Consider the following 12,222-nt stretch of genomic DNA (forward strand, 5'->3'; position numbering starts at 1 on the left):
ATCTCTCTTAGCGGATCTGTGGGCCGATGAAACGGCTCTTGGCTTCAACCTGGGCGTCACTGTCGTCGGCGCTCTTGAGGATGAAGGTGATTTCGTTGGTGGTCGATGGCAGTTTCTCGGGGGCAACCGACAGCTGCACGGGAAGGCTGACGATATCACCGGCTGCCACGCGGATTTCGCGTTGGCCTTCGAGCTTGAGGTCCGGCAGGCCGGCCGCGTCCAGCACGTAGACGTGATCGCGCTGGTCCTTGTTCATCACCTTCAGGCTGTACACGTTCTCGATCCGGCCCTGGGCGTTTTCGCGGTACAGCACACGGTCTTTGCTGACGTCGAAGCCGACCAGCGAACGGGTGGCGAAGGCCGTCGCCAGCCCGATCATCATCACCAGCAGTACCACGGCATAGCCGATCAGGCGCGGGCGCAGCATGTGGGTCTTCTGTCCGGACAGGTTGTGTTCGGTGGTGTAGCTGATCAGGCCTTTGGGGTAGTTCATCTTGTCCATGATGCTGTCGCAGGCATCGATACAGGCGGCGCAGCCAATGCACTCGATCTGCAGGCCGTCACGGATATCGATGCCGGTAGGGCAGACCTGCACGCACATGGTGCAGTCGATGCAGTCGCCCAGGCCTTGGGCCTTGTAGTCAGCGTCCTTTTTTCGTGGCCCGCGGGTTTCGCCACGGCGTGGGTCGTAGGACACGATCAGCGTGTCTTTGTCGAACATCACGCTCTGGAAGCGTGCATAGGGGCACATGTACACGCACACCTGTTCGCGCAGCCAGCCGGCGTTGCCGTAAGTGGCGAGGGTGAAAAAGCCGACCCAGAAGTACGCCCAGCCATCGGCCTGGCCGGTGAAGAATTCAATCACCAGTTCACGGATCGGCGAGAAGTAGCCGACGAAGGTCATGCCGGTGACAAAGCCGATCAGCAGCCACAGGCTGTGCTTGGCGAATTTGCGCAGGAACTTGTTGCCGCTCATGGGGGCTTTGTCGAGCTTCATGCGCTGGTTGCGATCACCCTCGGTGACCTTTTCGCACCACATGAAAATCCAGGTCCACACGCTTTGCGGACAGGTATAGCCGCACCACACCCGGCCGGCGAACACCGTGATGAAGAACAGGCCGAAGGCGGCGACGATGAGAATGCCCGAGAGCAGGATGAAGTCTTGCGGCCAGATGGTAGCGCCGAAGATGTAGAACTTGCGTTCGGGCAGGTTCCACCACACAGCTTGGTGACCACCCCAGTTCAGCCACACGGTGCCGAAGTACAGCAGGAACAGTGCGGCACCCCCGACCATGCGCAGGCGACGGAACAGGCCGGTGAAGGCGCGGGTGTAGATCTTTTCCCGGGAAGCGTAGAGGTCGACGGAATCCTTCCCTTTGCTGGCAGGCGGGGTGACATCATGTACCGGAATTTGCTTGCTCATCATCAAGTCCCACGGCAGTGGAGAAACGCCGCGGCCTGTGCGTGCGGGCCGCAGTCTCGCGCAATCTGCTAGCGCTCTGCGGTCCATGATACGCCGCTGAGGGCGGTATGGGATCGCACTGCGACCTTTAGTCGCGTTGGGTTCGTGGTATGAAACGTGTTATGGCGGGTGTCAATTGATCCAGGTCATCAGCCTGCCAGAAATGCGGTGGTTGTAAGGGCCTCTTCGCGGGCAAGCCCGCTCCTACATAGACCGCGATCGCTGTAGGAGCGGGTTTACCCGCGAAGAGGCCAGGCCTGCCTTACTCAGCCTTGGCCGGTTCAGCCTGGTGCGACAGGCTGTAAACATAAGCCGCCAGCAAGTGCACCTTGTCGTTGCCCTGCAGCTGTTCCTGGGCCGGCATCTGCCCCTGGCGGCCATAACGAATGGTCTGCTGCAGCTGGGCAAAGCTCGAACCGTAGATGAACGCCTGCGGGTGGGTCAGGTTCGGTGCGCCCATGGCGGGTGTACCTTTGCCTTCCGGCCCGTGGCAGGCCACGCAGTTGGCAGCAAAGATCTTCTGCCCGTTCTCGACATCGGCTTTCGCGCCCTCAGGCAATGTGCGGCCATCGAGTTTGCTGACCACGAATGCAGCCACATCGGCCACGCCCTGGTCACCGATTACTTCGGCCCAGGCCGGCATCACGCCATGGCGCCCGCCCATGATGGTGGTCTTGATGGTTTCCGGCTCGCCGCCCCAGCGCCAGTCATTGTCGGTGAGGTTGGGGAAGCCGAAGGCGCCCTTGGCGTCGGAACCGTGGCACACCGAGCAGTTGGAGGCGAACAGCCGCGCGCCCATTTTCAATGCCTGCGGGTCCTTGGCCACATCCACGATGGGCATGGCCGCGAACTTGGCGAAGATCGGCCCGAAGCGGGCGTCGGCCTTGGCCATTTCCTTTTCCCACTCGTGCACGCCGGTCCAGCCCGGCTGGCCGTTGGAAAACTCGGTCTGCTTGTCGTTATCCAGGTACGAATAGCCCGGCAGGATGCCTTTCCAGTTGCCCAGGCCCGGGTACAGCACCAGGTAGCCGAGGGCGAAGATGATGGTGCCGACGAACAGCCAGAACCACCATTTCGGCAGCGGGTTGTCGTACTCCTCGATGCCATCGAAGGCATGCCCGACGGTTTCGTCGGTAACCTCTTCGCGCTGGCCCTTGCGGGTCGACAGCAGCAGCCAGGTCAACGAGAAGATGGTGCCCAGGGTCAGGACGGTAACGTACAGACTCCAGAAGGTTGTCATTGTTGTTTGCTCCCAGAAGCTTTTGCTTGCTCGACGTGCCGGGTGGCCTCGGGGTCATCCGCGAAGGGCAGTTGGGTCGCTTCGTCGAAGTCCTTTTTACGCCGTGGGTTGAACACCCACAGCGCCAGGCCCACGAAGGCCACCATCACCACGACGGTGCCCAGGCCGCGAATCATCCCGATATCCATCAGTGTCACCGTTTGCTTTTGATGATGGTGCCAAGACCCTGCAGGTACGCGACGATGGCGTCCATTTCGGTCTTGCCCTTGACCGCGTCACGAGCGCCGGCAATGTCGGCGTCGGTGTACGGGGTGCCGAGTGTGCGCAGCACTTCCATCTTCTTCGCGGTGTCTTTGCCGTCGAGCTTGTTCTCGACCAGCCACGGGTAGGACGGCATCTTCGATTCCGGTACCACGTTGCGCGGGTTGTACAGGTGCGCACGGTGCCAGTCATCGGAGTAGCGGCCACCGACGCGGGCCAGGTCCGGCCCGGTGCGCTTGGAACCCCACAGGAACGGATGGTCCCACACGCTCTCACCGGCTACCGAGTAGTGGCCGTAACGCTCGGTTTCGGCACGGAACGGGCGGATCATCTGCGAGTGGCAGCCCACGCAGCCTTCGCGGATGTAAATATCGCGGCCTTCCAGCTCCAGCGCGGTGCGCGGCTTCATGCCCTCGACCGGCTTGTTGGTGACGTCCTGGAAAAACAGCGGGACGATCTGGGTCAGGCCACCGACGCTCACGGCGATGACCATGAAGAAGGCCAGCAGGCCTATGTTCTTCTCGACGGCTTCATGCTTCATCAGTGCGCTCCCACAACGACGATCTTGGCGGCCTCTTCAGCCTGTGCCGGGTTGGCGGCACGTACGGTACGGAATACGTTGTAGGCCATCAGCAGCATGCCGCTGGCGAAGAACGCACCGCCCAGGGCGCGGACGATGTAGCCAGGGTGGCTGGCCTGCAGGGCTTCGACGAAGGAGTAGGTGAGGGTGCCGTCATCGTTGATGGCGCGCCACATCAGGCCTTGGGTAATGCCGTTGACCCACATCGAGGCGATGTACAGCACGGTGCCGATGGTGGCCAGCCAGAAGTGCGCGTTGATCAGGCCAATGCTGTGCATCTGCTCGCGGCCGTAGAGTTTCGGGATCATGTGGTACACGGCGCCGATCGAGATCATTGCCACCCAGCCGAGGGCGCCGGCGTGGACGTGGCCAATGGTCCAGTCGGTGTAGTGCGACAGTGAGTTCACGGTCTTGATGGCCATCATCGGGCCTTCGAAGGTGGACATACCGTAGAACGCCAGCGACACCACCAGGAAGCGCAGGATCGGGTCGGTGCGCAGTTTGTGCCAGGCGCCCGACAGGGTCATCATGCCGTTGATCATGCCGCCCCAGCTTGGCGCCAGCAGGATGATAGACATCACCATGCCCAGCGACTGCGCCCAGTCAGGCAGGGCGGTGTAGTGCAGGTGGTGCGGGCCAGCCCAGATGTACAGGGTGATCAGCGCCCAGAAGTGCACGATCGACAAGCGATACGAGTAGATTGGCCGCTCGGCCTGCTTGGGCACGAAGTAGTACATCATCCCCAGGAAACCGGTGGTGAGGAAGAAGCCCACGGCGTTGTGGCCATACCACCACTGGATCATCGCGTCGGTGGCGCCGGAGTAGGCCGAGTACGACTTGAACAGGCTCACCGGCAGCGAGATGTGGTTGACGATGTGCAGCATCGCGGTCACCACGATGAACGCACCATAGAACCAGTTGCCGACATAGATGTGCTTGGTCTTGCGCTTGACGATGGTGCCGAAGAACACCAGGCCGTAGGTAACCCAGACGATAGCCAGCAGGATCGCCAGCGGCCACTCGAGCTCGGCGTATTCCTTGGTGGTGGTGTAGCCCATCGGCAGGGTGATCAGCGCGCCGACGATGACGGCTTGCCAACCCCAGAAGGTGAAGGCGGCCATGCTGTCGGAGATCAGCCGGGTCTGGCAGGTGCGCTGCACCACGTAGTAGCTGGTGCCGAACAGCGCACAGCCCCCGAAGGCGAAGATCACCAGGTTGGTGTGCAGCGGGCGCAGGCGGCCGAAGCTGGTCCAGGGAAGGTCCAGGTTCAGCTGCGGCCACACCAGCTGCGAGGCGATGAAGACGCCGAGGCCCATGCCAAGGATCCCCCAGACCACCGTCATGATGGCGAACTGGCGGACGACCTTATAGTTATAAGCAGTCGGACTGATTGCTGTGCTCATTCTAAGGTTCCACGGTTTTGATGTTCTTGTTGGTCGAAAAATCGGCGCCAGTATTGATAACCAGCAAGGTTACCGCAACGCAACTTTGGTACGCCGACCCGTGTCCAGGCCCGTTCACTGATGTCCCGCAGGGATCGGGTCTTGGCGATTGTACACAAATAAATATTTGTAATGTGTACCGTTTTTCACCTTTTTCTGATCGATCGGTCAAGCTTTTTTTGGGGCGGCGACAGGCCATGCACCGCGTCTGCATCGCTCCTTTCGCAGCGATGCCCATTGAGGCAACAAGCTTAGTTGTGTTCGGTGGGGGTGCAAGGGAAGGGGGCTGAGGGGGGATGTAAGGGTTGAGTGTTGTGGTGGGGCGGGGAGTGAAAGGGTTGAGTGTTGTGGTGGGGCGGGGAGTGAAAGGGTTGAGTGTTGTGGTGGGGCGGGGGTGTAAGGGTTGAGTGTTGTGGTGGGGCGGGGGGGAAAGGGTTGAGTGTTGTGGTGGGGCAGAGATCGAGCGCCGCCCGCGCGGCGCATCGCGAGCTGCGCTCGCTCCTACGTTTGTTTCGGGCCAATCATTCCTGTGGGATTTGCGCGCGAACGCCTTGGCGCATGTCGCGATTTCGCGTGGTACGGGCCAGGCGGTCGCGCGCGCCTGGCACAGGAGGGACTGGCCCGAAACAAACGTAGGAGCGAGCGCAGCTCGCGATGCGCCGCGCGGGCGGCGCTCGATCTCACAGGCGCCAAATCCCTTTCTCTAACAGGCGCCAAATCCCTTTCGGCGAACTCACTGTGCAGTCACAGTCTCGGCCGAACCCTCCCGCGACAGGCTATACACATAAGCCGCCAGCAAGTGCACCTTGTCATTGCCCTGGATCTCGGCCTGCGCCGGCATTTGCCCCTGACGACCATAACGAATGGTCTGCTGCAGCTGGGCAAAGCTCGAACCGTAGATGAACGCCTGCGGGTGGGTCAGGTTCGGTGCGCCCATGGCGGGTGTACCTTTGCCTTCCGGGCCGTGGCAGGCCACGCAGTTGGCAGCAAAGATCTTCTGCCCGTTCTCGACGTCGGCCTTCGCGCCCTCAGGCAATGTGCGGCCATCGAGTTTGCTGACCACGAATGCAGCCACATCGGCCACGCCCTGGTCACCGATCACTTCGGCCCAGGCCGGCATCACGCCATGGCGCCCGCCCATGATGGTGGTCTTGATGGTTTCCGGATCGCCACCCCAGCGCCAGTCACTGTCGGTGAGGTTGGGGAAACCAAAGGCGCCCTTGGCATCGGAACCGTGGCACACCGAGCAGTTTGAGGCAAACAGGCGACTGCCCATTTTCAGCGCCTGCGGATCCTTTGCCACTTCTTCCACGGGCATGGCGGCGTATTTGGCGAAGATCGGACCGAACCTGGCATCGGCCTTGTCCATTTCCTTCTGCCATTCGTTGGCGCCGGTCCAGCCATTTTCATAGCCCGGCAGGATGCCTTTCCAGTTGCCCAGGCCCGGGTAGAGGATCAAATAGCCGACCGAGAACACCAAGGTGCCAACGAACAGCCAGAACCACCACTTGGGCAGCGGGTTGTCGTACTCCTCGATGCCGTCGAAGCTATGGCCCATGGTCTCGTCAGTGGTGTTGTTGCTCTGGCCCTTGCGCGTGGCGAGCAGCAGCCAGGTCAGGCCAATCAGGCTACCGATGGTCAGTACGCTGATGTACGTACTCCAGAACGTGGTCATTGCCCGTTACTCCTTTTTGCAGCAGGCTCCTGCCCGGCAGGGGGCAGGCGGTCGTCGACGAAGGGCAGCAGGCGCGCTTCGGCGAAATCACGGTCGCGGCGGCGGTTGAAGACCCACAGGGTGAGGCCGATGAAGGCAATCATCACCACCAGGGTGCCCAACCCGCGGATCATGCCGATGTCCATTTCCATCGCACTCACCTCTTGTTCTTGATCGCGGTGCCGAGCACCTGCAGGTAGGCGACCAGCGCATCCATCTCGGTCTTGCCCTTGACCGCTTCGCGGGCGCTGGCAATGTCGTCGTCGGTGTACGGCACGCCCAGGGTGCGCAGGGTGCGCATCTTGACGTCGGTGTGGCTGTTGTCGACCTGCTGGGCAACCAGCCACGGGTAGGATGGCATCTTCGACTCCGGCACCACGTTGCGCGGGTTGTACAGGTGCGCACGGTGCCAGTCGTCCGAGTAGCGGCCACCGACCCGGGCCAGGTCCGGCCCGGTGCGCTTGGAACCCCACAGGAACGGGTGGTCCCACACGCTTTCACCGGCCACCGAGTAGTGGCCGTAACGCTCGGTTTCGGCGCGGAACGGGCGGATCATCTGCGAGTGGCAGCCCACGCAGCCTTCGCGGATGTAGACATCGCGGCCTTCCAGTTGCAGCGCGGTATAGGGCTTCATGCCCTCCACCGGTTTGTTGGTGACGTCCTGGAAGAACAGCGGGACGATCTGGGTCAGGCCGCCGATGCTGACGGCAAATACCATCAGCAGGGCCATCAGGCCGACGTTTTTCTCGATGACTTCATGTTTCATCAGGCGTTTCTCCTCAAGCCAACTGGGCGTTCGCAGGGGCGACGTCAAGCGCTGGCGAACGCACGGTGCGCCAGGTGTTCCAGGCCATCAGGAACATGCCGCTGAGGAAGATCGCGCCGCCGACGAAGCGCACGACAAAGCCTGGGTGGCTGGCCACCAAAGTTTCCACGAACGAGTAGGTCAGCGTGCCGTCGCTGTTGACCGCGCGCCACATCAGGCCCTGGGCGATGCCGTTGACCCACATCGAGGCGATGTACAGTACGGTACCGATGGTGGCCAGCCAGAAGTGCGCATTGATCAGGCCGAGGCTGTACATGCGTTCTTTGCCGAACACTTTGGGGATGGTGTGGTATAGCGCGCCGATCGAGATCATCGCTACCCAGCCGAGAGCGCCGGCGTGGACGTGGCCGATGGTCCAGTCGGTGTAGTGGGACAGGGCGTTGACCGTCTTGATGGCCATCATTGGCCCTTCGAAGGTGGACATGCCGTAGAACGCCAGCGACACCACCAGGAAGCGCAGGATCGGATCGCTGCGCAGTTTGTGCCAGGCGCCCGACAGGGTCATCATGCCGTTGATCATGCCGCCCCAGCTGGGTGCCAGCAGGATCAGCGACATCACCATGCCCAGCGACTGCGCCCAGTCGGGCAGGGCGGTGTAATGCAGGTGGTGAGGGCCGGCCCAGATGTACAGGGTGATCAGCGCCCAGAAGTGCACGATCGACAAGCGATACGAATACACTGGCCGTTCGGCCTGCTTGGGCACGTAGTAGTACATCATCCCCAGGAAGCCTGCGGTCAGGAAGAAGCCCACCGCGTTATGGCCGTACCACCACTGCACCATGGCATCGGTGGCGCCTGCGTAGACCGAATAGGATTTGGTCAGGCTGACCGGCAGCTCCAGGTTGTTGACAATGTGCAGCAGTGCCACGGTCAGGATGAAGGCGCCGAAGAACCAATTGCCGACGTAGATGTGTTTGGTGTTGCGCTTCATCAGCGTGCCGAAGAACACGATGGCGTAACCCACCCAGACGATGGTGATCAGAATGTCGATCGGCCATTCCAGTTCGGCGTATTCCTTGGAGCTGGTGTAGCCCAGCGGCAGGCTGATGGCAGCCAGCAGGATAACCAGTTGCCAGCCCCAGAACGTGAACGCGGCCAGGCCCGGTGCGAACAGGGTGGTCTGGCAGGTGCGTTGCACCGAATAATAGGAGGTGGCGAACAGTGCGCAGCCGCCGAACGCGAAGATCACCGCATTGGTATGCAGGGGGCGCAGGCGGCCGAAGCTGGTCCAGGGGAGGTCGAAGTTGAGGGACGGCCAGGCGAGCTGGGCGGCGATGAAGACGCCGAGCCCCATCCCGACGATTCCCCACACCACCGTCATGATGGCGAATTGGCGGACCACCTTGTAGTTATAGGCGGTACTGCTGGTTGTGTTCATGTATGGGTTCCCATCCACGGTTATTTGGCAGGCTTTACAGCGAGGCAAGCATGATTAATGGGCAAAGTGCCGGTATTGACGGGGATCAATGGGCGAAGGTCGCAAATGTCCCAGGCTTGCGCTGCGATCCTCCGCCGGTTGAAGGTAAAGAGGGCTACAAGGGGTGCCTGATCCTGGCCCATGGCGCGGGCGCGCCGATGGACAGCGGGTTCATGGACGAAATGGCGCAAAGGCTTGCGGCTCTTGGGGTAGCGGTAGTGCGCTTCGAGTTCCCGTACATGGCCGAGCGCAGGGTTACCGGTGGCAAGCGGCCGCCTAACCCGCAGAAGGTGTTGCTTGAATGCTGGCGCGAGGTGTACCGGCAAGTGCGACCTTTGGTCGCGGGCAAGCTGGCCGTGGGTGGCAAGTCCATGGGGGGGCGCATGGCGAGCCTGCTGGCCGACGAACTGGGCGCGGATGCGCTGGTGTGCCTGGGTTATCCATTCTATGCGGTGGGTAAACCCGAGAAGCCACGGGTAGAGCACTTGGCCGAGTTGAAGACACCGACGTTGATCGTGCAGGGCGAGCGGGATGCGCTGGGTAACCGCGAGGCGGTGGCGGGGTATGCGTTGTCGCCGGCGATCGAGGTGAGCTGGCTAGTGGCGGGGGACCATGACCTGAAGCCGTTGAAGGCTTCGGGGTTCAGCCATGAGCAGCATTTGCAGGCGGCGGCTGAACGTGTTGCTGATTTCCTGAAGGATTAGTGCTGGATTCTTCGCGGGTAAACCCGCTCCCACAGGATGGTCACAGGGTCCGAGGACGGTGATACGCCTGAGGGAGCGGGTTCACTCGCGAAGAGGCCGGCACAGGCCGACGCTTAGTCGCGGTACTCGCACAGGTAGGCCGTATCCACCGCCACTTTCAGCTGGAACTTGCTGTCGGCGGCAACATTGAACTTGTCGCCTGCCTTGAAGGTTTCCCAGTTGTCGCTACCTGGCAGTTTCACGGTCAGCGCGCCCGATACCACATGCATGATCTCGCGCTTGGCAGTGCCGAATTCGTATTCGCCCGGAGCCATGACGCCGACAGTGGCCGGGCCTTCTTCGCCCGAGAATGCGATCGACTTGACGGTGCCGTTGAAGTACTCGTTGACCTGGAACATGGGCGACTCCTGAAAAGAGGTGATGAAAAAGGGCTGGCCAGTATGCCCAAGCCCACAGGCCTCGTCATCTGCTTTCAGGGGCTGTTGGCGGGCAGGGTCAACGGTAATAGCCGCGCCGTGTTGCGCGCATCTTCCAGGGCCCTGTGCTGTTGCCCGCAAAAGTGCATGCCGGCCAGTTGCAGGGCGCCGTTCAGGCCGGTGGGGCGCTGCAGATGGCGGGCCTTGGCAAAGCGTTGCTTGAGGTTGATGTGCGGCAATGTGCGCAGCAGGCTGTCGAGGCTGTGCTGCTGCCACTCCTGGTGCAATTGCTGGCGGTCGTAGTCGCCCCAGCTGACCCAGGCCTGAAGCTGCCCGCGGTGGTGCCCCAGCCAGCGCTCGAAGCTTGCCCACACCTCGCGAAACGGCGCGGCGTTGTCCACGTCGGCCTGGCTGATGTGGGTCAGCTCACGGCAGAACGGGGTAAGCTGCGGCCGCCGCCGTGGCTTTACAAAACGCTGGAAATGGTCGACCTCGCGGCCTTCGCGGGTAACCAGGCTTGCGCCAATTTCAATGACTTCCATCTCTGTGACCGGCCACCCACCATCGTCGGTGGTGGCTTCCAGGTCGATCACCAACCAATGGCCCATACCAGGCTCCCTTGCAGATCCTGCTAGAGCGTAGCCAATGTCTGGGCATACGGCATCCTATGGCATTTTGCCGCCTGCTTTGGCACAAAGAGCAGACGCCAGTAGTTGTGCCGCCCCTGGAAAACGCCTAGCTTAGGCGCATACAGGCATAAACCGTGATGAGTGTCCGTCTTGACTCCAGTGCCCGGCCTCAAGGCCTTGTCCACCCTGATGCTGCTGGCCGTGTTCTGGTTGGCGGCACCGGTATGGGCTGGCGAAGCGGTCGAAGTGAAGATTGGCGCGGCCCATTTCCCGCCTTACACGGTGCGCCCCGAGCAAGGCGCCGATACCGGTTTGCTGCCGCAGTTGGTCAATGCACTCAACCGGGCGCAGCAGCACTATCACTTCGTTCTTGTGCCTACGTCTATCCAGCGGCGCTTCGGTGACTTCCAGCAGGGCCGCACCGACATGGCAATTTTCGAGAACCCACAATGGGGCTGGGAGCAAATTGCTCATCAGGCCGTGGACATGGGCCTGGAAGATGCCGAAGTGTTCGTTGCCCGTCAGGCAAATGGCAATGATCCACATTACTTCGATGACCTGCGCGGTAAACGCCTGGCATTGTTCAACGGCTACCACTACGCGTTCGCCGGCTTCAACGCTGACCCGAATTACCTGCGCAAGACATACAACGCGACCCTGACCTATTCCCACGACAGCAACCTGCTGATGGTGCAGGCCGGCCGCGCCGATATCGCCCTGGTCACGCGCTCCTACCTCAGCGATTTCCTGGCACGCAACCCGGCGAGCAGGGCTCAGCTGGTGCCTTCGCAGCGCATTGACCAGGTCTATCACCACTACGCCTTGCTGCGCCCAGAGGCGCCTATTGACGAGCAGTCGTTCGCTGCCCTGCTGCGTGGCCTGCGTGACAGTGGTGAGCTGGCGCGGATCTTCGACCCCTACCGCATCACAGTCAGCACGCGCAGGCCTTGATTCCCGCCCGATGGCATCGTAGATGTTGTCGAAGAGTAACTCAGGCTTGCCGGTTGGCGGTCTTGCGGCAATGCACCAATGCATCGCGAATCATGAAGTTGACCAAGGTCGGTGACACCCCCAGTTCCTTCGCAATGTCCTTCTGCGGTACGCCATGCAGGCGGTACATCTCGAACGCATAGCGGGTACGTTGCGGCAGCTCGTTCAGCGCCTGGGCAATGTCGTCCAGTGCGGCAAGGTTGATATGGGTCGCTTCGGGCGAGGCATTCTGGATAACCACATTCAGGCCTTCCTCCTCGCTGCCGGAGTACTTCAGCTCCATTGTCTGCTTGCGGTAGTGGTCGATCGCAAGGTTGCGCACGATCTGGAACAGGTAGCTCAGCTGCGCCTTGAATGACGAGGTGATCTGCGGGGCAGCACCGAGCCGGAAGAAGGCGTCCTGCACCACATCCTCGGCGCGGGAGCGGCAGCCAGTGATGCGGGCAGCGATCTTGACCAGGATGTTGCGGTTGTCGACGAAGGCCTGCAGTAATGGTGAATCGCACTTACTTGTGGATAGTTGTTCCGCCATGGAAATCAC

At 61.5% G+C, this 12,222-nt stretch carries 14 protein-coding genes; 2 read left to right on the forward strand and 12 right to left on the reverse strand.

Annotated features, from left to right (window positions below; all coding sequences use genetic code 11):
* Positions 1–7 precede the first annotated feature (7 nt).
* From ccoG to ccoN (AC3B5Q_RS08070), 9 genes are all read right to left on the reverse strand, one after another.
* The gene (ccoG, locus tag AC3B5Q_RS08030) at positions 8–1,423 is read right to left on the reverse strand and encodes a cytochrome c oxidase accessory protein CcoG (protein ID WP_028696987.1); all 1,416 of its coding nucleotides are present in this window, start codon (positions 1,421–1,423) and stop codon (positions 8–10) included.
* Between the two features lie 301 nt (positions 1,424–1,724).
* Positions 1,725–2,702, reverse strand: coding sequence for a cytochrome-c oxidase, cbb3-type subunit III (gene ccoP / locus AC3B5Q_RS08035; RefSeq protein ID WP_021783044.1), 978 nt, complete (start codon positions 2,700–2,702; stop codon positions 1,725–1,727).
* Positions 2,699–2,890 (reverse strand): CcoQ/FixQ family Cbb3-type cytochrome c oxidase assembly chaperone, encoded by a 192-nt coding sequence (locus tag AC3B5Q_RS08040; protein WP_003254287.1) that lies wholly within the window; start codon positions 2,888–2,890, stop codon positions 2,699–2,701. Before AC3B5Q_RS08040 ends, ccoP (AC3B5Q_RS08035) begins: the two co-directional genes overlap by 4 nt.
* A gap of 5 nt (positions 2,891–2,895) precedes the next feature.
* On the reverse strand, positions 2,896–3,504 hold the full coding sequence (ccoO, locus tag AC3B5Q_RS08045) for a cytochrome-c oxidase, cbb3-type subunit II (protein WP_003254286.1): 609 nt from the start codon (positions 3,502–3,504) through the stop codon (positions 2,896–2,898).
* The gene (gene ccoN / locus AC3B5Q_RS08050) at positions 3,504–4,946 is read right to left on the reverse strand and encodes a cytochrome-c oxidase, cbb3-type subunit I (RefSeq protein WP_003254284.1); all 1,443 of its coding nucleotides are present in this window, start codon (positions 4,944–4,946) and stop codon (positions 3,504–3,506) included. Before ccoN (AC3B5Q_RS08050) ends, ccoO (AC3B5Q_RS08045) begins: the two co-directional genes overlap by 1 nt.
* A 772-nt stretch (positions 4,947–5,718) precedes the next feature.
* Entirely contained in the window at positions 5,719–6,660 is a 942-nt protein-coding gene (gene ccoP / locus AC3B5Q_RS08055) for a cytochrome-c oxidase, cbb3-type subunit III (protein ID WP_021784452.1), read from the reverse strand.
* Complete coding sequence (locus AC3B5Q_RS08060; RefSeq protein WP_021784453.1) at positions 6,657–6,851, reverse strand: cbb3-type cytochrome oxidase subunit 3; 195 nt, start codon at positions 6,849–6,851, stop codon at positions 6,657–6,659. The genes ccoP (AC3B5Q_RS08055) and AC3B5Q_RS08060 overlap by 4 nt, the downstream gene beginning before the upstream one ends.
* A 5-nt stretch (positions 6,852–6,856) precedes the next feature.
* On the reverse strand, positions 6,857–7,465 hold the full coding sequence (ccoO, locus tag AC3B5Q_RS08065; RefSeq protein WP_028698349.1) for a cytochrome-c oxidase, cbb3-type subunit II: 609 nt from the start codon (positions 7,463–7,465) through the stop codon (positions 6,857–6,859).
* 13 nt (positions 7,466–7,478) lie between these two features.
* Positions 7,479–8,903: a cytochrome-c oxidase, cbb3-type subunit I gene (ccoN, locus tag AC3B5Q_RS08070; protein WP_003254280.1), complete on the reverse strand. Its 1,425-nt coding sequence runs from the start codon at positions 8,901–8,903 to the stop codon at positions 7,479–7,481.
* 50 nt (positions 8,904–8,953) lie between these two features.
* Between ccoN (AC3B5Q_RS08070) and AC3B5Q_RS08075 the strand changes: the two genes are divergently transcribed.
* The gene (locus tag AC3B5Q_RS08075; protein ID WP_021784455.1) at positions 8,954–9,646 is read left to right on the forward strand and encodes an alpha/beta family hydrolase; all 693 of its coding nucleotides are present in this window, start codon (positions 8,954–8,956) and stop codon (positions 9,644–9,646) included.
* Positions 9,647–9,759: 113 nt separating this feature from the next.
* Here the strand turns inward: AC3B5Q_RS08075 and ppnP are convergent, their stop codons facing one another.
* Positions 9,760–10,044, reverse strand: coding sequence for a pyrimidine/purine nucleoside phosphorylase (gene ppnP / locus AC3B5Q_RS08080; protein ID WP_021784456.1), 285 nt, complete (start codon positions 10,042–10,044; stop codon positions 9,760–9,762).
* Positions 10,045–10,118: 74 nt separating this feature from the next.
* Positions 10,119–10,670, reverse strand: a complete 552-nt coding sequence (locus tag AC3B5Q_RS08085; RefSeq protein WP_021784457.1) for a 3'-5' exonuclease — start codon at positions 10,668–10,670, stop codon at positions 10,119–10,121.
* A 171-nt stretch (positions 10,671–10,841) separates the two neighbouring features.
* Here AC3B5Q_RS08085 and AC3B5Q_RS08090 point away from each other — a divergent pair, with 171 nt between their 5' ends.
* Positions 10,842–11,642, forward strand: coding sequence for a substrate-binding periplasmic protein (locus AC3B5Q_RS08090; RefSeq protein ID WP_028698348.1), 801 nt, complete (start codon positions 10,842–10,844; stop codon positions 11,640–11,642).
* 40 nt (positions 11,643–11,682) lie between these two features.
* Here AC3B5Q_RS08090 and AC3B5Q_RS08095 read toward each other — a convergent pair whose 3' ends face one another.
* Positions 11,683–12,213: an RNA polymerase factor sigma-70 gene (locus tag AC3B5Q_RS08095; protein WP_021784459.1), complete on the reverse strand. Its 531-nt coding sequence runs from the start codon at positions 12,211–12,213 to the stop codon at positions 11,683–11,685.
* Positions 12,214–12,222 lie beyond the last annotated feature (9 nt).

It is taken from the genome of Pseudomonas sp. D5(2026) (assembly GCF_057766845.1).